The sequence below is a fragment of the Pseudomonas typographi genome (genome assembly GCF_014694385.1).
Taxonomy (GTDB): Bacteria; Pseudomonadota; Gammaproteobacteria; order Pseudomonadales; family Pseudomonadaceae; genus Aquipseudomonas; species Aquipseudomonas typographi.
On sequence record NZ_JAAOCA010000009.1, the window covers coordinates 53,060 to 74,819 of the forward strand.

At 63.7% G+C, this 21,760-nt stretch carries 22 protein-coding genes; 5 read left to right on the forward strand and 17 right to left on the reverse strand.

What is annotated here, in order from left to right; all coding sequences use genetic code 11:
* Window positions 1-100: 100 nt before the first annotated feature.
* On the forward strand, window positions 101-904 hold the full coding sequence (locus HAQ05_RS08935) for an iron-containing redox enzyme family protein (protein WP_190419552.1): 804 nt from the start codon (window positions 101-103) through the stop codon (window positions 902-904).
* A 2-nt stretch (window positions 905-906) separates the two neighbouring features.
* Here HAQ05_RS08935 and HAQ05_RS08940 read toward each other — a convergent pair whose 3' ends face one another.
* The 4 genes from HAQ05_RS08940 to HAQ05_RS08955 are packed head-to-tail and all read right to left on the reverse strand — an operon-like array spanning window position 907 to window position 4,400.
* The gene (locus HAQ05_RS08940; protein WP_190419554.1) at window positions 907-1,638 is read right to left on the reverse strand and encodes a YciK family oxidoreductase; all 732 of its coding nucleotides are present in this window, start codon (window positions 1,636-1,638) and stop codon (window positions 907-909) included.
* A gap of 2 nt (window positions 1,639-1,640) precedes the next feature.
* On the reverse strand, window positions 1,641-2,312 hold the full coding sequence (mupP, locus tag HAQ05_RS08945) for an N-acetylmuramic acid 6-phosphate phosphatase MupP (RefSeq protein ID WP_190419556.1): 672 nt from the start codon (window positions 2,310-2,312) through the stop codon (window positions 1,641-1,643).
* A gap of 2 nt (window positions 2,313-2,314) precedes the next feature.
* The gene (gene ubiG / locus HAQ05_RS08950; protein ID WP_190419558.1) at window positions 2,315-3,013 is read right to left on the reverse strand and encodes a bifunctional 2-polyprenyl-6-hydroxyphenol methylase/3-demethylubiquinol 3-O-methyltransferase UbiG; all 699 of its coding nucleotides are present in this window, start codon (window positions 3,011-3,013) and stop codon (window positions 2,315-2,317) included.
* Between the two features lie 58 nt (window positions 3,014-3,071).
* Complete coding sequence (locus HAQ05_RS08955) at window positions 3,072-4,400, reverse strand: TRZ/ATZ family hydrolase (RefSeq protein WP_190419560.1); 1,329 nt, start codon at window positions 4,398-4,400, stop codon at window positions 3,072-3,074.
* A 110-nt stretch (window positions 4,401-4,510) separates the two neighbouring features.
* Here HAQ05_RS08955 and mtnA point away from each other — a divergent pair, with 110 nt between their 5' ends.
* A complete protein-coding gene (gene mtnA / locus HAQ05_RS08960) occupies window positions 4,511-5,587 on the forward strand; it encodes an S-methyl-5-thioribose-1-phosphate isomerase (protein WP_190419562.1) in 1,077 nt (358 codons plus the stop codon).
* Between the two features lie 12 nt (window positions 5,588-5,599).
* Here the strand turns inward: mtnA and HAQ05_RS08965 are convergent, their stop codons facing one another.
* The 5 genes from HAQ05_RS08965 to HAQ05_RS08985 form a co-directional block, all read right to left on the reverse strand.
* Entirely contained in the window at window positions 5,600-6,301 is a 702-nt protein-coding gene (locus tag HAQ05_RS08965; RefSeq protein ID WP_190419564.1) for an ABC transporter ATP-binding protein, read from the reverse strand.
* The gene (gene livG, locus HAQ05_RS08970) at window positions 6,301-7,071 is read right to left on the reverse strand and encodes a high-affinity branched-chain amino acid ABC transporter ATP-binding protein LivG (RefSeq protein ID WP_190419566.1); all 771 of its coding nucleotides are present in this window, start codon (window positions 7,069-7,071) and stop codon (window positions 6,301-6,303) included. The genes HAQ05_RS08965 and livG overlap by 1 nt, the downstream gene beginning before the upstream one ends.
* Window positions 7,068-8,321: a high-affinity branched-chain amino acid ABC transporter permease LivM gene (locus HAQ05_RS08975; RefSeq protein ID WP_190419568.1), complete on the reverse strand. Its 1,254-nt coding sequence runs from the start codon at window positions 8,319-8,321 to the stop codon at window positions 7,068-7,070. Before HAQ05_RS08975 ends, livG begins: the two co-directional genes overlap by 4 nt.
* On the reverse strand, window positions 8,318-9,241 hold the full coding sequence (gene livH / locus HAQ05_RS08980) for a high-affinity branched-chain amino acid ABC transporter permease LivH (RefSeq protein ID WP_190419570.1): 924 nt from the start codon (window positions 9,239-9,241) through the stop codon (window positions 8,318-8,320). Before livH ends, HAQ05_RS08975 begins: the two co-directional genes overlap by 4 nt.
* Window positions 9,242-9,425: 184 nt before the next feature.
* The gene (locus tag HAQ05_RS08985) at window positions 9,426-10,544 is read right to left on the reverse strand and encodes a branched-chain amino acid ABC transporter substrate-binding protein (RefSeq protein WP_190419572.1); all 1,119 of its coding nucleotides are present in this window, start codon (window positions 10,542-10,544) and stop codon (window positions 9,426-9,428) included.
* Between the two features lie 340 nt (window positions 10,545-10,884).
* On the opposite strand from HAQ05_RS08985, the gene HAQ05_RS08990 reads away from it, so the two are divergent.
* Window positions 10,885-11,184, forward strand: coding sequence for a DUF2288 domain-containing protein (locus HAQ05_RS08990; RefSeq protein WP_190419574.1), 300 nt, complete (start codon window positions 10,885-10,887; stop codon window positions 11,182-11,184).
* Here HAQ05_RS08990 and HAQ05_RS08995 read toward each other — a convergent pair.
* From HAQ05_RS08995 to HAQ05_RS09005, 3 genes are all read right to left on the reverse strand, one after another.
* Window positions 11,112-12,614, reverse strand: coding sequence for a GGDEF domain-containing protein (locus tag HAQ05_RS08995; RefSeq protein ID WP_190419582.1), 1,503 nt, complete (start codon window positions 12,612-12,614; stop codon window positions 11,112-11,114). The two genes, HAQ05_RS08990 and HAQ05_RS08995, sit on opposite strands and share 73 nt — an antisense overlap.
* A gap of 113 nt (window positions 12,615-12,727) precedes the next feature.
* A complete protein-coding gene (gene pcsA, locus HAQ05_RS09000; RefSeq protein WP_190419584.1) occupies window positions 12,728-13,453 on the reverse strand; it encodes a phosphatidylcholine synthase in 726 nt (241 codons plus the stop codon).
* A 149-nt stretch (window positions 13,454-13,602) separates the two neighbouring features.
* The gene (locus tag HAQ05_RS09005; RefSeq protein WP_190419586.1) at window positions 13,603-14,334 is read right to left on the reverse strand and encodes an aspartate/glutamate racemase family protein; all 732 of its coding nucleotides are present in this window, start codon (window positions 14,332-14,334) and stop codon (window positions 13,603-13,605) included.
* 106 nt (window positions 14,335-14,440) lie between these two features.
* Here HAQ05_RS09005 and HAQ05_RS09010 point away from each other — a divergent pair, with 106 nt between their 5' ends.
* Entirely contained in the window at window positions 14,441-15,376 is a 936-nt protein-coding gene (locus HAQ05_RS09010; protein WP_190419588.1) for a LysR substrate-binding domain-containing protein, read from the forward strand.
* Between the two features lie 4 nt (window positions 15,377-15,380).
* Here HAQ05_RS09010 and HAQ05_RS09015 read toward each other — a convergent pair whose 3' ends face one another.
* The 5 genes from HAQ05_RS09015 to HAQ05_RS09035 form a co-directional block, all read right to left on the reverse strand.
* Window positions 15,381-16,616, reverse strand: coding sequence for an aspartate aminotransferase family protein (locus tag HAQ05_RS09015; RefSeq protein ID WP_190419590.1), 1,236 nt, complete (start codon window positions 16,614-16,616; stop codon window positions 15,381-15,383).
* A gap of 25 nt (window positions 16,617-16,641) precedes the next feature.
* Window positions 16,642-17,928, reverse strand: coding sequence for a TRAP transporter large permease (locus HAQ05_RS09020; protein WP_190419592.1), 1,287 nt, complete (start codon window positions 17,926-17,928; stop codon window positions 16,642-16,644).
* Window positions 17,925-18,422 carry a TRAP transporter small permease gene (locus HAQ05_RS09025; RefSeq protein WP_190419594.1) on the reverse strand — a complete coding sequence of 166 codons (498 nt, stop codon included), beginning with the start codon at window positions 18,420-18,422 and terminating at the stop codon, window positions 17,925-17,927. The genes HAQ05_RS09020 and HAQ05_RS09025 overlap by 4 nt, the downstream gene beginning before the upstream one ends.
* A 3-nt stretch (window positions 18,423-18,425) precedes the next feature.
* Window positions 18,426-19,427: a TRAP transporter substrate-binding protein gene (locus tag HAQ05_RS09030; protein ID WP_190419595.1), complete on the reverse strand. Its 1,002-nt coding sequence runs from the start codon at window positions 19,425-19,427 to the stop codon at window positions 18,426-18,428.
* A gap of 126 nt (window positions 19,428-19,553) precedes the next feature.
* Window positions 19,554-20,453 (reverse strand): AEC family transporter, encoded by a 900-nt coding sequence (locus HAQ05_RS09035; RefSeq protein ID WP_190419793.1) that lies wholly within the window; start codon window positions 20,451-20,453, stop codon window positions 19,554-19,556.
* 312 nt (window positions 20,454-20,765) lie between these two features.
* On the opposite strand from HAQ05_RS09035, the gene HAQ05_RS09040 reads away from it, so the two are divergent.
* On the forward strand, window positions 20,766-21,512 hold the full coding sequence (locus HAQ05_RS09040) for a class II aldolase/adducin family protein (protein ID WP_190419597.1): 747 nt from the start codon (window positions 20,766-20,768) through the stop codon (window positions 21,510-21,512).
* Window positions 21,513-21,760: the final 248 nt, after the last annotated feature.

The following is a 21,760-nucleotide window of genomic DNA, read 5'->3' on the forward strand; positions in this document are numbered from 1 at the left end:
CATTGTGCAGCTAACTTCTGAGATACCACACTAGGTTCGGCTGCCGTTCGCGTGGCCTTGACGCGATCGGCTTTACCCACGACGCAAAAGGAAGTTGTTCATGACCGAATTAACCGAAGCTGTGTTCACCCGTACTGGCCCACTGATGGAGGCCACCAGCTACCCCGTGTGGGCCCAGCAGTTGCTACGAGATTGCAGCATCGCCAAACAGCGAGTGGTCAACCATGAGTTCTACCAAAAGTTGCGTGACAACACGTTAACCGCCACGACCATGCGCCAATACCTGGTCGGTGGCTGGCCAGTGGTGGAGCAGTTTGCGTTGTACATGGCCCAGAACCTTACCAAAACCCGTTACGGGCGTAGCCCCGGCGAAGACATGGCGCGGCGCTGGCTGATGCGCAACATCCGCGTCGAACTCAACCATGCCGACTATTGGGTGCATTGGGCCCAGGCCCATGGCGTGACAGTGGAAGACCTGCACGCGCAGAAAGTCCCGCCAGAGCTCACGGCGCTAAGCCATTGGTGTTGGCACAGCAGCGCGTCCGATACCTTGGTGATCGGCATGGCCGCTACCAACTACGCCATCGAAGGTGCCACCGGAGAGTGGGCGCACGTCGTGTGCTCCAGTGACACCTACGCCAATGCCTTCCCCGAGGCGGGGCGCAAACGCGCCATGCGCTGGCTTGCGCTGCATGCCGAGTACGACGATGCGCACCCCTGGGAAGCGTTGGAAATCATCTGCACCCTGGCCGGCCCCAACCCGTCGCGCTCACTGCAGGCCGAGCTGCGCAAGGCTATCTGCAAGAGCTACGACTACATGTACCTGTTCCTGGAGCGCTGCATGGAGCTTGAACGCATGACCCTCGCCGCCCATGCCGATGCTGGCGAAGCGATGCCCGCCTAGGCTTACTGCGCGTTCAACGCCTGGCCGTTTACCGCGGCGCTGTCAGGCCCCATCAAGTAAAGGTACACCGGCATGATATCGGTTGGCGTGGGCACACGCTGGGGGTCTTCGTGCGGGTAGGCCTGGGCACGCATGTCGGTCCGGGTGCCTCCTGGGTTGACACTGTTGGCGCGCAGTCGGGTGCCGGCCAGTTCATCGGCCAGGGTTTGCATCAGGCCTTCGGTGGCGAATTTCGACACCGCATAGGCCCCCCATTGGGCCCGGCCCTTGCGCCCGACGCTGCTGGAGGTGAACACCAGCGAAGCATCGTTGGGCGCCCTACGCAGCAGGGGCAACAGGGCCGCCGTCAGGGCGAAGGTGGCGTTCACGTTCACTTGCATCACCCGCGCGAACTCGGCGGGGGTAATGTGCTCAAGCTCTACCCGCGGGCCGAGTAACGATGCATTGTGCAGCACGCCATCCAAATGCGTGCCTAATTGGCCGGCCAAGGCCTGGTAATCAGCCTCGTGGGCGTGCTCGAGGTCCAGCAGCACGGCCTGTGCCTGGCCATGGCCGGCCGCAGCGATGGCGTCGGCTGTGCGTTGCAGTGCCGCCCCATGGCGCCCCAGCAGCACCACCTGCGCGCCATGGGCAGCGAAGGTTTCCGCCGCCGCCGCGCCAATCCCGCGGCCGGCGCCGGTAACCAGGATGCGCCGGCCGGCGAGCAGTTGCGGGGGGGCTTGGTAGGTGAACATGCTCAGCACCCGCACAGGGCTTGGTCGAGCACCCGGCGCAGTTGCTGCGGTGTGTCGACCACCACGTCGGCACCCCAATGGCCAGGGTTGTCGTAGGGGTGAATGTAGCCGAAGCGCACTGCCGCGGTACGTGTGCCGGCGGCGCGGCCGGCTTCGATGTCACGCAGGTCATCGCCAATGAACAGCACGCTCTGCGGCGGCAGGCCCAACTGTTGGCAGGCCAGCAGAAGCATTTCTGGGTCTGGCTTGCTACGGGTGACATGATCCGGGCACACCAGCACCTTCGACCGCTGTGCCAGGCCTAATTGCTGCATGATCGGCTCGGCAAAGCGCACCGGCTTGTTGGTCACCACCCCCCAGGGCAAATGCGCGTGCTCGATATCAGCCAGCAGTTGCTCCATGCCGTCGAATGGCCGGGTGTGTACGGCGCAGCCGGCCTGGTAGCGCTCCAGGAACTCCAGGCGCAGGGCCTCGAACTCCGCGGCGTCGGGCAACAGCGCAAAGGTGGCGCTGACCATCGCCCGTGCACCGCCGGAGATGACCTCGCGCACCCGCTGTTCATCGACCGGCGGCAGGCCGCGGGCCTCGCGCATGGCCTGGCAAATGGCGATAAAGTCCGGGGCTGTGTCGAGCAGTGTTCCGTCCATGTCGAACAGTACGGCGCGAAGCTTCATGGTCAGGCCTCGCGAACGGTTTGGATCATGTAGTTCACGTCTACATCGCTGGCTAATTTATAGTGCTTGGTCAGCGGATTGTAGGTCAGCCCGATCATATCCTTGACCGCCAGCCCGGCGGCGCGGCTCCAGGCGCCCAGTTCCGAGGGCCGGATGAACTTCTTGAAGTCGTGGGTACCGCGCGGCAGCATTTTAAGCACGTATTCGGCGCCGACGATGGCCAACAGGTAGGCCTTGGGGTTGCGGTTGATGGTCGAGAAGAATACCTGCCCGCCAGGCTTGACTAGCGTGCAGCAGGCGCGGATCACCGAAGACGGGTCTGGCACATGCTCGAGCATTTCCAGGCAGGTGACTACGTCGAACTGGGCGGGCGCTTCCTCGGCCAGGGCCTCGGCGGTAATCTGCCGGTAGTTCACGTCTACCCCGGACTCGAGCCGGTGCAGTTGCGCCACCGCCAGGGGTGCCTCGCCCATGTCGATGCCGGTCACCCTTGCGCCGCGCTGGGCCATCGCCTCGCTGAGAATGCCGCCGCCGCAGCCTACGTCGAGCACGGCTTTTGCAGCCAGGCTCGCGCGCTCGTCGATCCAATTGACCCGCAGCGGGTTGATCTCATGCAGTGGCTTGAATTCGCTTTCGCGGTCCCACCAGCGGTGGGCAAGGGCCTCGAATTTGGCGATTTCCGCCTGGTCGACGTTACTCATGGATCATCCTCAACAATTTGAAAAACGTTTGCGCCCGCGTGTCGCCGCCTCGGCGGCCTCAGGCGACATCGGCAGCGGCGATGCGCTGGCCCCAAGCGCGCGTGCGGGCGATCAAGGCGGTTTCATCCAGGGTGCACAGGCGCCGGTCATCGAGCAATGCGCGGCCCTCGACCCAGACGTGCCGCACGCAGTCGCGGCCGGTGGCGTAGATCAGTTGCGACAGCGGGTCGTACAATGGCTGCTGGGCCAGGCCAGATAAGTCGAAGGCGACCAGGTCGGCGGCCTTGCCCACTTCCAGCGACCCGATGCGGGCCGCCAGCCCCAGCGCGCGGGCGCCATTGAGGGTGGCCATGCGCAGCGCCCGATGGGCGTCCAATGCCGTCGCCGAATGGGCCACCGCTTTGGCCAATAGCGCCGCGGTGCGCGTTTCACCGAGCAGGTCAAGGTCGTTGTTACTGGCCGCGCCGTCGGTGCCGACCGCCACGTTCACACCGGCTTGCCACAAGCGCTCTACCGGGCAAAAGCCGCTGGCGAGCTTCAAATTCGATTCGGGGCAATGCACCACGCTTACGTTGTATTCGACCAGCAAAGCGAGGTCGGCATCGCTGACCTGGGTCATGTGCACGGCCTGGAAGCGTGGGCCAAGCAGGCCTAGCCGGGCCAGGCGCGCCAGCGGCCGCTCCTGGTGTTGGTCGAGTGCCTGTTGCACCTCGAAGGCGGTTTCGTGAACATGCATCTGTACCGGCGCATCGAGCTGGTTGGCCAGTACTTGTACGTTTTGCAGGTTTTCGTCACTGACCGTATAGGGCGCATGCGGGCCGAAGGCGATGCTCAGCCGTGGGTGATGGCGGTAGGCATCGAACAGCTCCACCGCCTGGCTCAGTGCCTGGTCGGGGCCGCTGGCGCCCGGAATCGGGAAGTCGAGAATCGGTGCCGCGACCTGGGCGCGGGCGCCGCTGGCGTGGATACGCTCGCAGGCGGCTGCGGGGTAGAAGTACATGTCGGCGAAACAGGTGATGCCGCCCTTGAGCTGCTCGGCGATGGCCAAGTCCGTGCCATCGGCTACGAAGGCTTCATCGACCCAGCGCTGCTCCGCCGGCCAGATGTGTTGCTCCAGCCAGGTCATCAGTGGCAAGTCGTCTGCCAGCCCGCGCAGCAGTGTCATCGCGGCGTGCCCGTGGGCATTGACCAGCCCGGGGGTGAGCAGGCAATCGGGCAGTTCGCGGGTTTCCCGGGCCGGCGGCGCCTGGTCGCGAGGGCCCAGGTAGGCGATGTGGCCGTCGCGTACCCCCAGTGCGTGGTCCTGCAGCACCACCCCGGCCGGTTCCACTGGCACCAGCCAAGTGGGCAGCAGCAGCAGGTCCAGGGCGGCAGGGGCTACAGGCATAGTGGTGTTCCGTCTACAGTCAATAGGGCAAAGGCGCAGTATACCCGAGCGCTAGACGGGGCGGGGGGGTATAATCGGGCGCTTTTGAAGTACATTTGCGGGAGTGTGGCATGCGCGATCGTTTGTTGGCTGCGGAAAAAGTTAAAGCCATCGATTGGCGCGACAGCGCCCTGTTCCTTCTCGACCAGCGGGTTCTACCCTTCGACGAAACCTGGTTGCGTTATGACAGTGCCCGCGGTGTGGCCGACGCCATTCGTACCATGGTCGTGCGTGGCGCGCCGGCCATCGGCATCGCCGCTGCCTACGCTGTGGTGCTCGGCGCCCGTCAGCGCCTGGCCGCCGGCGGCGATTGGCGCGCGGCGTTGGCCGCGGATATTACCCTGCTGGCCGCGTCCAGGCCCACCGCGGTGAACTTGTTCTGGGCGCTGAACCGCATGCGTGAGCGCCTTGCCCGGGTGGCTGGCGATGACCAGGCGCTGGCGGTGCTCGAGGCCGAAGCGGTGTCGATCCACGAAAGCGACCGCGAGGCCAACCTGACCATGGCGCAACTGGGCGTGGAGCTGATCCGCAAACGCCAAGGCAACCCCCAGGTATTGCTGACCCACTGCAACACCGGTGCGCTGGCCACTGGTGGTTTCGGCACCGCCCTGGGTGTGATCCGCGCGGCTTACCTCGAGGGCTTGGTCGAACAGGTTTATGCCGATGAAACCCGGCCCTGGCTACAGGGCTCACGGCTAACCGCCTGGGAGCTCGCCAACGAGGGCATCCCGGTATCGCTCAACGCCGATTCGGCGGCGGCGCATATCATGCGCACCAAGGGTGTGACCTGGGTGATCGTCGGTGCGGACCGCATTACCGCCAACGGCGATGTCGCCAACAAGATCGGTACGTACCAATTGGCGGTCAACGCCATGCACCACGATGTGCGCTTCATGGTAGTGGCACCCAGCTCGACGATAGACATGAGCTTGGAGAACGGCGAGCAAATACCCATCGAGGAGCGCGCCGGTAGCGAGTTGCTGGAGGTTGCAGGCAAGCGGGTGGGGGCTGATGTGCGGGCGTTCAACCCGGTGTTCGATGTCACGCCGGCCGACCTGATAGACGCCATCGTGACCGAAAAGGGTGTAGTGGAGCGGCCCAATGCGGCCAAGATGGAGCAATTGATGTGCAGGAAGCGGCTTCATTAGCCGCGCCCCCGATTACGCCCCCAAATAGGCCTCCCTTACCTTCGGGTCCGTCAGCAGCGCATGGCCCGTGCCCTGCATCACCACCCGGCCGTTTTCCAGCACATAGGCGCGGTCGGCGATCTTCAGCGCCTGGTTCGCATTTTGCTCTACCAGGAACACTGTGACGCCGTCGCGGCGCAGTTGCTCGATGATGTCGAAGATCTGCTGGATGATGATCGGTGCCAGGCCCAACGAGGGCTCGTCGAGCAGCAACAGCTTGGGTTTGCTCATCAGCGCACGGCCGATGGCAAGCATCTGTTGTTCGCCACCCGACATCGTGCCGCCACGCTGGGTGAAGCGCTCCTTCAACCGGGGAAACAGACCGAGCACCTTGTCCAGTTGCGCTTGGTAGTCGGCCTTGGCGGTGAAGAACCCACCCATGGCAAGGTTCTCCTCCACGGTAAGGCGGGCGAATACGCGCCGGCCTTCGGGGACCACGGCGATGCTTTTGCGCATGATCTGCGAAGGTTGCTGGCCCACCAAGTCTTCACCCAGATAGCGGATACTGCCCGACTGCGCACGCGGCGAGCCGCACAGGGTCATCAACAGGGTAGACTTGCCCGCACCGTTGGCCCCGATCAGGGTCACGATCTCGCCCTGGTTGACCTGCACATTCACCTCATGCAGTGCTTGGATCTTGCCGTAAAACGTACACACGTTTTCAAACTCAAGCATCAGGCTTCCCCCAGGTAGGCTTTGATCACGGCGGGGTTGCCCCGCACCTGTTCCGGGGTGCCATCGGCCAGCGGGGAACCCTGGTTGATCACCACGATATGGTCCGAGATGCTCATGACCAGCTTCATGTCGTGTTCGATCAACAACACGGTGGTGCCGTACTCTTCGCGCAGTACACCGATCAGCGCCTTGAGGTCGTCGGTTTCACGGGGGTTCAGCCCGGCAGCCGGCTCGTCGAGCATCAGGATGCGCGGCCGGGTCATCATGCAACGGGCGATTTCCAGGCGCCGTTGCTGGCCGTAGGCCAGGGTGCCGGCGGGGCGGTTGGCGAAGGCCTTGAGGTCTACCCGTTCCAGCCAATGCTCGGCGTACGCCATGGCCTCACGCTCGCTGCGGCGAAAGCTTGGGGTCTTGAACAAGCCGGCGAAGAAGCCGGTATTCAAGTGCTGGTGCTGGGCGATCAGCAGGTTCTCCACCGCGGTCATGTCCTTGAACAACCGCACGTTCTGGAACGTGCGCACCACACCCTTGCGGGCGATGGTATGGCCTGGCAGGCCCTGGATCGGCTCGCCGGCCAGTAGGATGGTGCCGCCGGTAGGGCGGTAAAAACCGGTCAGGCAGTTGAATACCGTGGTTTTGCCAGCACCGTTGGGGCCGATCATCGACACCACCTGTTTTTCTTTCACGGCCATGCCTACCCCGTTCACCGCCAGCAGGCCGCCAAAGCGCATCGACAGGCCAGAGACTTCTAGCAGGTTATTCTGGCTCATTGGCGCAGCTCCAGGTGGGGCCGCTGCATCGGCAGCAAGCCTTGCGGGCGCCAAACCATCATCAGCACCATCAGGGCGCCGAACATCAACATGCGGTAGTCGCTGAATTCGCGCATCAGCTCGGGTAGCAGAATCATCACGATCGCGGCCAGTACCACGCCTAGCTGCGAGCCCATGCCGCCGAGCACCACGATGGCAAGGATGATCGCCGACTCGATGAAGGTGAACGATTCCGGGGTAATCAGCCCTTGCCGGGCGGCGAAGAAACTGCCGGCGAAACCGGCGAAAGCCGCGCCCAGGGTAAAGGCCGAGAGCTTGATTACGGTGGGGTTCAGCCCCAGCGCGCGGCAGGCGATCTCGTCTTCGCGCAGTGCTTCCCAGGCCCGGCCGATGGGCATGCGCAACAGCCGGTTGATCACGAACAGGGCCACCAATGCCAGCAGCAATGCGATCAGGTACAGGTACACCACCTTGTGGGCCGGGTTGTAGTCCAGGCCGAAGAACTGGTGGAACGTTTGTGCGCCATCGGCGGCACGTCGCTCCAGGCTCAAGCCGAAGAACGTAGGCTTTTCGATGTTGCTGATGCCGTTCGGGCCACCGGTGATGCTGGTCAGGTTACGCAGGAAAATCCGGATGATCTCGCCGAAACCCAGGGTCACGATGGCCAGGTAGTCCCCGCGCAGGCGTAACACCGGAAAGCCCAGCAGCAAGCCAAACAGCGCCGCGAGCAGGCCGGCGATGGGCAGGCATTCCCAGAAGCCCAAGCCCAGGTAGTGCGAGAGCAACGCGTAGCTGTAGGCGCCCACGGCATAGAAGCCGACGTAACCCAGGTCGAGCAGGCCTGCCAGGCCCACCACGATGTTCAGGCCCAGGCCCAGCATCACGTAGATCAGAATCAACGTGGCGGTGTCCACCGCACCGCGGGAGCCGAAGAACGGCCACACGAACGCCAGGGCGACCAGCGCTACCAGCCCCCAACGCTGGGTGCTGGGCAAGGTCAGGTAGTTGCTGACCCGCGGGGGTACCCATGGTTTACCGGAACCCTTGCGCAGCCGCCCGAGCGGCTCGGCGAACAGTACCCGTAGAAACAGCAGTACCGAAGCACCGGCGATCAAGCCCAGGGTGCTGGCACTTGCGCCGTGCACTTGCAGGGTTACGCCGGCGAATGCCAGTTTCAGGCCGAAGATCGGGTAGGCCACCGCCCACACCAGCAGCGCACTGAACAGTGCCTGCCTCACTGGCTTGTTCATACTTTCTCGATCTCCGGGCGGCCTAGAATGCCGGTAGGGCGGAACAACAGCACCAGCACCAACAGGCCGAAGGCGACAACGTCTTTGTACTGGTCACCGAACACATCGGCGCCGAACGCCTCGGCGACGCCGAGCACCAGCCCACCGAGCATAGCCCCGGGGATGCTGCCGATGCCGCCGAGCACGGCGGACGTAAAGGCTTTAAGGCCCACCAAAAAACCCGCATAGGGGTTGATCACCCCGTATTGCATCGACAGCAGTACCGCCGCCACGGCCGCCAGGGCCGCACCGATCACGAAGGTCAGGGCGATCACGCTGTTGGTATCGATACCCAGCAGATTGGCCATTTTCATGTCTTCGGCACAGGCGCGGCACGCGCGGCCCATGCGCGAGCGGGAAATGAACAGCGTAAGCCCAGCCATGGCCAACAAGGTGACCACGAACACCACCACCTGCATGTACGAAACCATCACCTCCTGGTTGCCGCCGGGGCCGAAGCTGAAGTTACCCGGCAACAGGTTGGGGATGGCCCAGTTCCCCGAGCCCTGGGATAACTGAACGGCGTTTTGCAGGAAGATCGACATGCCAATCGCCGAAATCAGCGGGATCAGGCGGTTGCTACCGCGTAATGGCCGGTAGGCCACCCGCTCGATGCTGTAGCCGTAGGCGCTGGTGACGACGATGGCGCAGGCGAAACTGGCGACCATCAACAGCGGCAAACTGTGGATGCCCAACATGGCAAGCCCCGCCAGGACGATGAAGGCGACATAGGAGCCGACCATGTACACCTCGCCGTGGGCGAAGTTGATCATGCCAATGATGCCGTAGACCATCGTGTAGCCGATGGCGATCAGCGCATAGGTGCTGCCAACGGTCAACCCGTTAACCAACTGCTGAAGGTAATGAAAGGTGTCGGGCATTTGCCGTGCTCCTAAAAACCTGAAATGGCCGGCTCACCAGGGCCTGCCCGGTACGATGCCGCAGGTAGCCGCCGCCGGCGAACCGCGGATAACGGATTCTTGATTTTCAGGTGTGAAATCAAACCGCCGTGGGGCATGGCGGTAGGAGCGCTGCGCGCCCGCGATGCCCCCACAGCAGGGCGAATTACTTCGCCTCAGTCTTGGGCTTACCGTAGTGCCATTGGTAGACGACGAATTGGAAGCCTTTCAGGTCGCCCTTGTCATCGTAGGCCAGCTTGCCGATGGGGCTGTCGAAGGTGCCTTGGCGAATCGCCTCGGCGACCTTGGCGGTGTCTTCGCTGCCTGCCGCCTGGATACCGTCGGCAATAACCTGCACAGCCGCGTAGGACGGGAATACGAATGGGCCGCTCGGGTCTTCGTTGGCATCCTTGAAGGCTTGGGTCAGCGCTTGGTTGGCCGGGTCTTGGTCGAACGACTTCGGCAAGGTGACCAGCAAGCCCTCGGCGGCCTCGCCGGCGATTTGCGAGATGGAGTCGTTGCCCACGCCTTCCGGGCCCATGAATTTGGCGTTCAGGCCCTTTTCTTTCGATTGGCGCAGCAGCAGGCCCAGCTCCGGATGGTAGCCGCCGTAGTACACGAAATCGACATTGGCTTGCTTGAGCTTGGCGATCAGCGACGAGAAGTCCTTGTCACCGGCGTTGATGCCTTCGAACACGGCAACGTTCACACCCTTGGCATCGAGGACTTTTTTGACCGAGGTGGCGATGCCTTCACCGTACTGCTGTTTGTCGTGGACCACCGCGACCACCTTCGGCTTGACGTGGTCGACGATCCAGTTACCCGCTACCGGGCCCTGGGCGCTGTCCAGGCCGATGGTGCGGAACACCAGCTTGTAGCCGCGTTGGGTGATCTCAGGGCTGGTGGCCGCCGGGGTGACCATGATGATGCCTTCGTCCTCATACACGTCGGAGGCCGGTTGGGTGGAGCTGGAGCACAGGTGGCCAACCACGAACTTGACGTCGTCCTTGACCACGTTGTTCGCCACGGCCACCGCCTGCTTCGGTTCGCAGGCATCGTCGTACTCGACGGCTTCGAGCTTTTTACCGGCTACCCCGCCTTTGGCATTGAGTTGCTCGATGGCCATTCTCGCGCCGTTGAATTGCATTTCGCCGTACTGGGCGACAGGGCCGGTTTTGGGCCCGGCGATGCCGATCTTGATGGTATCGGCCGCGACCGAATAGCTGGCGGCGCCAACCAAGGCCATGGCGGCGAACAGCTGGGTCATTTTGCTTACATTGTGCATACAGCGCTCCGTTCTTGTGTTGTCTTTTTCATGGCCGTGCGGCGGTAGCCGCGGGGCCGAATACAGGGCCTCACCCACCCTGGTGGGGGTAGCCACCCCACGAAATTACCGCGCAGTGTAGAGTGCGCGTAGCCGCCGTGAAAGCGGGGTGGCGGGGGCCGACCACGGCTGTGTCGCCTAGATGAACGTTAGTTATAGATTGCGGCCAATCCGTGGCATACCCGTCGGCTTCGAGCCAGTGTTTGCAAGGTGTCCGCCCGGCCTTCAGTTTCGCTACTGGGTTTTTCCAAAGGCGGCCAAGCGCTATGATCAGCGCCTTTTAAGTGGCGGGCGAGGCCCCATGACCAGACACACAAGCACCCTCTATGCCAAATTGCTGGGCGAAACCGCGCGGGTAGAATGGCAGGCACTACAACCGTTCTTCGCCCGGGGCGCACTGCTGTGGGTCGCGCCCACGCTGGATTTGGTCGCGGTCGCCGAAGCGGTTGCTCAGGACGAGCGCGCTCAAGTCGCCGCTTGGCTGGCCTCAGGGGAGGTTCAAAGCCTTTGCGCCAGTCAGGCGCAAGGCTACGTTGAAGCCGAGCCTTCGCTATGGGCGGTGGTGGTTTCGCCCTGGGTGTTGGCCCAGGAACGGCCATAGGTCAAAGGGTGCGCTTCATCAAGGGGCAAGGTCGCACAACGCGTGCCGACCACTTGCAGGGTGCTGGGCAACTGGCTGTCGTAGCACACCACACCATTGCGCCCCCGCGCTTTGCACCGATACAGGGCGATATCGGCCCTTTTCAGCAGCTCGCCGGCATTGCTGGCTTGGCCGGGGCTTACGCAAACACCGATGCTGGTGGTCAGGTGTAACACTTCGCCGGCCACCTCGATGGGGTGCGCCACCAGGCGGCGGATGCGTTCGGCCAACGCCAGCGCTTCGGCCTGGGTGTACAGCTCCAACACCACGCAAAACTCATCGCCACCCAGCCGCGCGGCTATATCGCCCGGGTTGCGCGCAGCCACGCCTATGGCGGCGGCCAGTGCTTGCAGCGAAGCATCGCCAGCATCATGGCCATGTTGATCATTGACGGCTTTGAAATGGTCGATGTCCAGGCACATCAATGCCAATTTGCGCTCGGGCGGGCAATGGGCGAGCTTCAGCGCGAGCGCCTGGTTGAAACCGCGGCGGTTGAGCAGGTTGGTTAGCGTGTCGTGGGTGGCGGCGTGTTCGAGCGAGGCGCGCATGGCGTGCAACTCGGCCAATAGGGCATTGACCCGTTGCAGGTCGCGGTCTTTTTGTTGCAGTTTTTTGTCCGACAACGCGGCAATAAGGCTGCACACCAATAGCAGGAGCGTGATGCTCGCCACCGCCGCCGCAAGCTGCCAACTGTTGTTGCTGGCTACGGAGCGCGCGCCACCATCAACCGGGGCAACCAACTGCAGGGCCCACATTCCGGTAAAGTGGGCGGCGATCACCCCGGCGCCTATTACCAAGCTCGCGGCAACCTTGAGCAGGCGATGGTAGGGTCCGCTTTCTTCGCGCAGGCGCCGGCCCAACAGCAGGGCTACGCCGCTGGCGCCGATGGCCAAGGCCACCGACACCGCCATCAGCCCGGTGTGATAGTGCTGCTGGGCATGGGCGTGCATCGCCGCCATGCCGACATAGTGCATGCTGGCAATCGCGCAGCCGATGCCGCTGGCGCACAGCAGGTAACCGCGCAGGCTCAGCTGTGGGCGTGCCAGCGCCAAGACCAATGCTACCCCCGCCGCCGCAGCGATCCCCAACGAGGCCAGGGTGATGCCCAGGTCGTAGTGGGTGCCATGGGCCGGCTGGAACGCCAGCATGCTGATGAAGTGCATGGCCCAGATGGTGCCGGCCAAGCAGGCTGCGCACAGCGCGCTCCATTGCCAGCGCACGCGGCGCAGGCCCGCCTGGTAAATGCGTTCGTTGATGTCGAGCGTCGCAAAGCTGCCGGCGCACGCCACCAGGTAGGCCACCGCCACCAGTGCCGGTTGATGATAGGCGTAGAGTACCTGGTAGCCAGGGGGGGGCACCACCGTGCCGAGATGCAGGCCAAGCCACTCCATAGCGCCCTCACGGCTTTGCCTGAAGAAAGGCTGACTATACAACCAATGCTGGCTTTTTGAATCCAATCCTGACTGACGGCAGAATGCCGCCATTCAGGCTTCTGGAAAACGCTTTACATCCGCCGCGAGCTCACGGCCCGGTGGCGCCACTCCAAGGCGGTGCGCCACACACAGATACCGGCGAAATAGGCCGAGCACGCCAACCACAGCAGCAGCGGCGCCGGTTCCAGGGCGGGGCGGATTACGATCAACCACAAGCTGCACAACAGCCAGCCAAAGGTTACCCCAATGTTGAACGGCATGAAGCGCTTGACCCGGAACGGGTGCAGGAACTTCATCGGGCTCACGGTCAAGATGGCAAGGCCAATCACCGTGACGAAGGTCAGCCATGGGGCTGGGGTAAGGATATACAGGCACAGCGCGACAACGTTCCAAGCCGCGGGGAAGCCCACAAAGTAGTTATCGCTGCTTTTCATGTTCACGTTACAGAAGCAGAACAGCGACGACACCAGGATGACCGTGGTGGTCAGCAGCAGTGTGTGCTCCGGCAGCGGGATGTACTTATAGATGAACAGCGCGGGGATGAACACGTAGGTGAGGTAATCGATAACCAAATCCAGCACGCTGCCATCGAAATGCGGCAATACCTCGCGCACGTTGATGCGCCGGGCCAAGGTACCGTCGACGCCGTCGACGATCAATGCCACGCCCAACCACAGCAGGCACGCTTGAGGTTTGTCTTCGAACAGGGCCAAGGTGGCCAGCAGCGCGGTGAAAACGCCGGTGGCCGTGAAGGCATGGGCGCTCCAAGCGGCGAGGGTGAGACTGTGTCGGTTCAAGGTGGTTCTCCCGCCAAGCTTACGGTGGTGTGCTATCGACCGGGTATTTGAACACAGGGTTCACCGCCCCGTCATCGAAACGGTGACCTTCTTTAACCATAGTGCAAGGTGGTGCACCCCGTGCCTGAATGGTGGTTCCATGCCAGCGCTCAGCCCCGGCCATGCTCGAATGGCCAGCCCTTGATCTGTTTCGCCCGGGGCTTGGCATAGGTGCGAACCTTCGAGGTGCTCAAGCCCAGGCGCACCAGCGATTCGGCCAAGGTGACCGCCGCTGTTACGCCGTCGACCACCGGTACGCCGGCCCGTTCGCGGATCAATGCGTCGAGGCCGGCCATGCCACCGCAGCCCAGGCAGATGACCTCGGCCTTGTCCTCGTGCACGGCAGCTTCGGCCTGCGCCACGATGGCCTCAAGCGCCCGTGAAGGAGAGGCTTCCAGCTCCAGTACCGCCAGCCCGCTGGCCCGCACCGAGGCGCAACGCTGATACAACCCGGCCAAGCGCAGGCGATCTTGGATCAGCGGCACAGTGCGCTCCAGGGTGGTCACCACCGAATAGCTGTGGCCGAGCAGCATGGCCAGGCTGGCCGCGGCATCGGTGATATCCACCACCGGTACATCGAGCAGTTCTTGCAGGCCTTCGCGGCCATGTTCACCGTAGCCGGCCTGGATCACCGCATCGAACGGCTGGTCATAAGCCATCACGCAATCCATCACGCCGATGGCCGCCAGGTAGCTTTCGAAGTTGCCCTCTACCGATTCGGCGCCCAGGCGCGGGGTGAGGCCAACGATCTCGGTACCTGGCGCGGCCACGCTGCGCGCTTGCTCGGCGATGGTATGGGTGATCGATTCGGTGGTGTTGACGTTGACAACCAGAATGCGCATGGAAGGTGCCCTGTTCGTGGGTGGGTCGGTGGCGTCAGCGGCGGCGGATGCGTGGAACGAACCTTGCAACGGCCTTGGCTGTTTTGCGCCTAAGGTAACATCCGCCATGCGCCACCTCGATACCGACGCACTGGCCGCTTTCGTCGCGGTCATCGACCATGGAGGCTTCACTGCCGCCGGCCAGCGGATCGGCAAAACCCAGGCCGCGGTGTCGCTGATGCTGGCACGGCTGGAGGCCCGCCTCGGTTGCAAATTGGTTGACCGCTCACGCCGTGGCGTGGCATTGACGGCGCAGGGTGAGCGGCTGATCGGCTATGCGCGGCGCATCCAGATGCTCGAAGACGAAGCGCTGATGGCCTTGCAATGTACGCAAGAGGCCACTCGCCTGCGCATCGGCATGCCCGACGATTACCTCGAAACCGTCGGCTGCCCGTTGATGCAAGGCTTCGGCGCGCGCTACCCACACTTGCAGTTGGAGGTGATCTGCGACTTTTCGAGCCGGCTCGAACCGGCGCTGGCCGAAGGGGCAATCGACCTTGCGATCATTACCCGTGCCGAGGCCCAGGAAAACGGCGAATACCTGCGTAGCGAAGCACAGTTCTGGTGCGCCGCACCGGGCGCTGCGCCAGAGGCGAACGCCGTGCTGCCCCTGTCGTTATTCGCCGACGTCTGCCGGGCACGCCCACGGATTCTCGAGGCCCTGGACCGCGCCGGCACGCCGTGGCGGGTAGTCAGCGCCTCGTCGCACCTGCCTGGGGTGCTGCACGCGGTGCGCACCGGCGCGGCCATCACCGCCTTGCCGGCCTCGGTGGTCCCGCCGGGTTGGCGCTTGCTGGACAACGACCCGCGCCTGCCGGCATTGCCTACCCTGGACTTGGCCTTGATTCTGCCGGCGGATGCCCGCTTGAACACACGGCGCCTGGCACATTACATTCGCGAGCAGTTCAGTACACTCACCGGTGGGGTGGTGGCCGCGCGGCAATGCCCGGGTACGACACAGGCCGCTCAGCCCCCCGGGGGGACCGAGGGGCGAACGGCATAGTTGGTTAACCTGGCTGTGCCAACGCCGCCGCTGCCTGCCAGTACGCTTGCACCAGGGTATCCAACTCCGCTTGGCCGTGGGCGAAGGTCAGGTAGCTGCGGCCATAGACGAACGGCATGCTCATGACCTTTTGCGCGCGCAGTGCGGCATGTAGGCGCCCGGCCCAGTGCGGGTCGGCCAGTGCCGTGGCCTGGGCATAGTTGGCCGGTGCCTGGCTGCCGGGCCAGAGGCTGAACACCGTGCCATAGCCGCTGCTGCACACCGCCTGGCCGTGATCGGCAAACGCCTGCACGATACGTTCGCGGGTGGTCTCACCGGTGGCGAGCAGGGCGGGGTAATCCTGTTGTTGCAGTTGCGCCAAGGTGGCGATCACCGCCGCGCAGGCCGGCGGCGCGCCGTTGTAAGTGCCGGCGCGGGTGGCCCGGCCGTCGGTGAACACGGCCATCACCTCGGGCTTGCCCAACACCGCCGCCACCGGCATGCCGCTGCCGATGGCTTTGCCCACGGTGGCGATATCCGCCTCGGCACCGAGCATCGTGCCGGCGAGGCCAGCTTGCAGGCGAAAGCCCATCAGCACTTCGTCGAGAATGATCAAGGCGCCGTGGCGGTGGGCCACATCGCTCAAATGCTTAAGGTATCCCGGTGCCGGTGGTACGCAGCCGGCGTTGGCCAGCACGGGTTCCACGATCACCGCGGCCAAGTCCGGGCAATCGCGAAACAGCCGCTCGGCATCGTCGAAGTCGTTGTACCGCAGCAACCACAGGTCGCCCTGCCGCGGTCGTGGGCCGGCCATGGTGGCATCGCCACCGCCGGCGTTGCCAAAAGCCACGGCGTCGAACCAGCCGTCGTAGCCGGCGGCGAACTTGGCCAATTGGCGCCGGCCCGTGGCGGCGCGGGCCACACGGCTGGCCAAGTGCACCGCTTCGCTGCCGGTGTTGACGAACACCACCTGGGAGAGCGGCCCGGTGAAGCGGGCCAACGCGGCGGCAGCTTGTTCTTCCTGGGCATGGGCGAACGACGGCATCGGCCCATTGCCCACCGCCTGGCACACCGCCTCGACCACCTGCGGGTGGGCATGGCCGAGCATCGTTGCGCCAAAGCCCATGGCAGTGTCGAGGTAACGTTCGCCCAGGCTGTCCCACAGCCATGGGCCCTGCGAACGCAACACGCTGAAGCCTTGGCCAGCCACGTCAGGCAAAGCGCGGCCGGCGCTGGAAATGCCACCGATCAAATGTTTCATGGTTATTCCCGATCTTGGAAGTCGCTCAGTAGCCCATCGCCCGTGGCAGCCACTGGGTCAGCGCTGGGCAGAAAATCAGCAGGGCAATGGCCGCCGCAGTGGCGACCCAAAACGGCACCAGGTGCCGCGACACCGAGCCGATGTCGACCCGCCCCACGTTACACACTACGAAGATGTTGGTACCGATGGGCGGGGTGAACAGCCCCCAACCCAGGGTCATGGTGAAGATCAGGCCAATTTGGTAGGGCTCGAAGCCCGCCGCCTTGGCCACCGGTACCAGGATCGGTGCGAGGATGATCATCGCCGGGCCGAGGTCGAGCCAGAAACCCACCACCTTGAGTACCAGGATCACCAGCAAAATGGTCACCAGTGGGCCTGTGTGCAGTTGGGTAATCCAGGACGCGACGGTGTGCGGTACCCGCTCGAAGGTGAGAATCCAGCCGAATGGCATGGCCACGGCCATGATGATCATCACCGAACCGGTAATGGTTACGGCCTCGACGGTCGCTGGCAGCAGGTCACGCCAGCCCAGTTGGCGGTACACCAGGGCGCCCACCGCCAGCGCATACAGCACCGATAACGACGCGGCCTCGGTGGCCGTGGCGATACCGCTGGTGATCGAGCCCAGCACCATCACCGGCATGATCAGTGCTGGCAGCGCCCCGCGCAGGTCGCCCAGCAGCGCGGCCCAGTCCAGCCGGCCTTCGGCCTTTGGGTAGCCGGCGCGGCGGCCCACGATATATGCCGTGAGCATGAACGCTGCGGCCAGCAGCACACCGGGTAGCACGCCGGCCATGAACAACCCGCCGATGGACGTATTGGTCAGCACCCCATACATGATCAAGATCACGCTGGGCGGCACGATAATGCCCAATGTGCCGGCCGCGGCGGTGACCGCCGCGGCGAATGGGCGTGGGTAGCCGCGCGCGTCCATCACCGGGATCATCACCTTGGCCACGGTGCCGGTGTCGGCGGTGGCCGAGCCGGTCAAGCCGCCGTAGACGAACGCGGTGGCCACGTTTACCAAGCCAAGCCCGCCCTGTATCCGGCCGAAGATATGCTCCGCCACGCGCATGATGCGGTGGGTCAAACCGCCACGGTTCATCAACTCGCCAGCCAGCAAGAACAACGGGATCGCCGCCAGGGTGGACGAGTCGGCGCCGCGTAAGGTTTGCTGCGCAAGCCACGCCCAGGGCAAGTGGAGGTCGCCCAGCACCAGTGCGGCTACGGTGCCGCCGGCCATTGCCCATACCACCGGCAGGCCCGCTAACAACAACAGCACAAAGGCCAGGAACAAGATGGCGACGGTCATGCCTGGTCCCCGTGGCCCCGGTAATCGCGCACCAGGCGCACCAGTGCAATGATCGCCAGCATGGCCGCGGCGCTGATCAGCGCCAAGGTCGACAGGCCCGTTGGCCAACGCAGCACCGGCGTCGGTAGCCAGGCCGAACGTGCGAAAAAGCTGCCGCTGCTGTACAGCAGCCAGCTTGCGACCACCAACAGCCCCGCGTTGGCCAAGCTATCGAACCAGCGCCGCGCGCGCGCCGGCAGCCACCGCACCAGCCCTTGAAAACGCACGTTTTCATGGCGCAGTTCGGCGATCACGGCACCGATGAAGGTGACCCAGATGAACGACAACGTGGCAATTTCGAACGACCACTCAAAGCCGTGCAAGTGAAAATAACGCGACAACACTCCCGCCAAGGTAGCCAGCAAGGTGATGCAGAACATCAGGACCCCCATGCCGCCCAGCACCCGCTCAGGCCATGAGCGGGGCGGCGCATCGGGGTGCAGGGTCAATGGCATGGCTTACTGCCCCTGGGCGTTTTTGCGCAGGGTGGCGACGAAATCCGCCCCCCACACCTCGCCGAATTGCGTGTACACCGGGCCGACCATGGCTTGGAACGCAGCGCTGTCGACATCGTTGAACTGCACGCCGTGGGCTTTCATCTGGGTTTGGACCTTGGCGTACACGCTGTCGAGTTGCTCGCGATACCAGGTAGTGGTGTCCGCTGCGGCCTGGTCCAGTACCTTTTGCTCGGCGGCGGGTAGGGCGTCGTATTTGTCTTTGTTGATGAACCAAAAATTTGCCGACCAAATGTAGTTGGCCATCGACACGTACTTGGCCACCTCGTACCACTTCTGGTCGTTGAAGTCGCGCAGCTCCGGTTCCACACCATCCACCACGCCCGACTGCAACGAGGTGTACACCTCGCCGAACGGAATCGACTGGCCCAATGCGCCCAACTGCTTGATGGTGGCAAGGATCACCGGGTTGGGCGGTGTACGGATCTTCAGCCCGGCCAGGTCTGCGGGCTGGGTGATCGGGTGTTTACTGTTGGCGAATTGGCGAAAGCCCGAGTCCAGCGCACCAAGCATCTTGAAACCGTGGGCTTCGCCCGCGCTCAGCAACGTGTGCCCGGCAGGGCTATCGAGGTAGGCGTGCACGGCCTGGGCGTCCTTGAACAAAAAGGGCAACGACAAAGCATTGAGTTTGGGTTCGATGCCATCTACCGCACCGCCCAGGCCGATGTCGATGGCGCCTGCGCCTACCGAATCGACGATGGGTGCTTCGTCGCCCAGTTGCCCGTCGGGATATACCTGCACTTGCAGTTCGCCATGAGTTTGTTTCTCCACCTGTTCGGCGAAGCGGGTCATGGCTTGGTTGACCAGGCTGTCGCTACTGGACGCATGGGCCAAGCGCAAGGTTTCAGCGGCCAGTGCCTGGCTGGCGATGCCGGCGAGGGCGAGGCTGCCCAGGGCGACGCGCAGGTGGCGAGCCAGGCGGGAAAGCACGGGGTGGTGCGGCATGAAGAGGCTCCTGGGCGATCATGGTGGGGCCAGACTATCCTGGGCGGCACGTAACAGCGTCAAGCCAACTGCGCTCAAACAGGATTAACGTTTTTTATACGGCTATGCGGATATTGATGGCGCTCATCAAACCCGTGTGGCCAACCACATCCACAACGGCAGCGTCAGTGCGGCCAGCACCGTCGACAGGCAGATCGCTGAACTGGCTTTCTGGCTGTCTTGCAGGGTGCGCGAGAAGCCCAGGGTGTTTACCCCGCACGGGTTGGCCGCCATCAACACCAGCACATTGGTAGGCAGTGGCCCCAGGGCCAGCCATTTGCACGCCAGCAGCACGATCAGCGGCATGGCAAACAGCTTGGCAAAGGTGATGCCCAGCGCCGTGCGGCTGGGCTTCAGGGCGAAGCCGGCCAGGTTTGCCCCCAGCACGATCAAGGCGCACGGCAGCGCCGCCTGTGCCAACCAGTGGGCCAGGTGGTCCAGCGGCCCCGGCAAGCTCAGTTGCGCCAGGTTGAGCAGTAGCCCACACAGCAGGCCAACGATCGTCGGGTTGGCCAGGCTCTTGACCAGCGTTCGCGGCCGGAACGGCTCGCTGCCCGCCACGGTGCTGTACAGGCTCTGAAAAGTGAACAACAGCAAGCTGTGCACCGCCAGCACGGTGAACAGCAACACCAGCCCATGGGGGCCGAACAGCGTGGCCACCAGTGGCAGGCCGATCAATACGTTGTTACCGAAACACGCGGTAAGGCCGAACGGCGTGGGGTGGCCCACCACCCGGTGGGCGATGACGTTGACACCGGCAAAAATCATCAGCGCCGGAATGAAAAACGCGCCTAGCACCTTCAGGTCAAGGCCACCGCGTAGCGGGGCGTTGGCCATGCCGGTGAACAACACCATGGGCATGAAAATGTTGAAGGCCAAGAACGCCAGGGCTTGGTTGGCCCGTGGGTCGAGTACTTGCCGCCGGCCCAGCACATAGCCCAGGATAATTAGCAGGAAAATCGGCAAGATGGCTACCGGTACGGCCACGGCGAACGGCTCCTGGAAGGTCGAAAAAAGGCCGGCCATTATGGGCCGGGTGGTGGCACTTTGCATGGGTTGCCACTGCGATCTTTTTTCGCCGCCCGCCGCCCCGGCTATCAGCCCATAACCTGGGGTTAAGGCGTGCGCGTGGCCGCCGCCACGCCATAGGCCGTCGCGACACCTCAGCAAGCACGGTTGGGTACAAAGAATTGACTAACCCTGCCGGGGTGGCGAACACTTTGCCCACGCGCCGCCAGAGCGCCTGCCCGGCTTTTCGTTTCTGCTGCCCCATTACACCCCCACCTCAGGAGCCCACGCATGTTCAACATCCCGCCCGCCGAGTGGCAAGCACGTTGTGATTTGGCGGCGCTGTACCGGTTGGTAGCCTATTACCGCATGACCGATCTGATCGACACGCACATTACCCTGCGCGTGCCAGGCAGTGGCCAGCACTTTTTGATCAACCGCTACGGCGTGCCTTTCGAGCACATGCGCGCCAGCGACTTGGTGCTGATCGACTTCGAAGGTAACCCGGTGCCTGGGCCGTTCGGGGTGCAGCGGGTGAATACCGCAGGCTTCGTGATTCATTCGGCCATTCATGCCACGCGGGCCGACATGCACTGCGTGATCCACACTCACACCGCTGCCGGCATGGCCGTGGCCGCGCAGCGCGATGGTTTGCTGCCGCTGACTCAGCACGCGCTGAAGTTCTATGGCCACTTGGCATACCACACCTATGAGGGCATTGCCTTGTCGTTGGATGAGCGTGAACGCTTGGTGGCGGACCTCGGCCCGCACAAGGCGATGATCTTACGCAACCACGGCCTACTCGCCGGCGGCGCCAGCGTGGCCGAAGCCTTCCATGAGATCTACTTTCTCGAGCGCGCCTGCCAAGCCCAAGTGCAGGCCATGGCCGGCGCTGCGGCCTTGGTACAGCCCAGCGAAGCGGTATGCCGGCACACCGCTGAACAATTCCGCGACGACGAGGCCGCGGGCATCATCGACTTGGCCTGGGAGGCCGCGTTGAGCTTGATCGAACCCCAGCGGGCGCAATGGTGTGCATGACCGCTGGTCGGTTAAAGCACCGCCACGGTGAACTTTTTATACCTCCGGCCGGGGTGGTTAGCCAGAAAAACGGCGCCGGGTGCCCATGGCGCTGCCCTATGTGGCGGGGCTTGGGCCAGAGCGCTCGGCTAAAAGGGTCACTGGCAACGTAGTGGCATAAGTGTAGCCCTTGGGGATTTCGACGTTTTTATGGCGCCATTAAATAGTTAAGGTTAAGCTGGCGCATCCGATAACCAGGTTGAACCCGC